This window comes from Pseudomonas fluorescens, from assembly GCF_902497855.1.
Taxonomy (GTDB): Bacteria; Pseudomonadota; Gammaproteobacteria; order Pseudomonadales; family Pseudomonadaceae; genus Aquipseudomonas; species Aquipseudomonas fluorescens_BI.
On sequence record NZ_CABVHU010000080.1, the window covers coordinates 1 to 502 of the forward strand.

Genomic DNA, 502 nt, shown 5'->3' on the forward strand with positions numbered 1-502 from the left:
GCGCTCGATGGCTTCGAGATGCTTGGGAGTAAAGGACATTTGTGGACACCTTAAACGTGATGGCGCTGAGTCAACGTTCTAGATATTCTGAAAAACGTGACCAAAAGGAGTTGATTTGAAGTGACGACCCAAAATATCAAGCGGTTTGATGAGTACACTGGACAGATTTTTGCCTACCTCTATCAAAGCTTTCCGGTACCAACAGAAATAATCCCGCGTGAATTCGTGGAGCAAGAACCCATTGACCTAGACACAGGTGAAGTCGGTGATATCGATAAATAGATACGCATTTTTTCTGCTACAGCTAAATGGCTTGTGATGTCTGGCTACATCCACTGCCGGGAGGAAAAACTGAGTTACCTCCGGTACGCCGTACTAACCGCTAAGGGGCTAGAGATCCTGAAACGCACACCGTCCAGTGTCGATGGCGGTCCTTCCTTCGGAGACCGTTTGAGCAAAGCGGCAAAAGAGGAAGGCCGGGAAACAATGCGCTCATTGGTTT

General features: G+C 48.0%; 1 protein-coding gene. It reads left to right on the forward strand.

All coding sequences use genetic code 11. The annotated features are described in order from the left end of the window. The first annotated feature begins 120 nt into the window (after nucleotides 1–120). Nucleotides 121–282, forward strand: a complete 162-nt coding sequence (locus F8N96_RS35190) for a hypothetical protein (protein WP_191635412.1) — start codon at nucleotides 121–123, stop codon at nucleotides 280–282. Nucleotides 283–502: the final 220 nt, after the last annotated feature.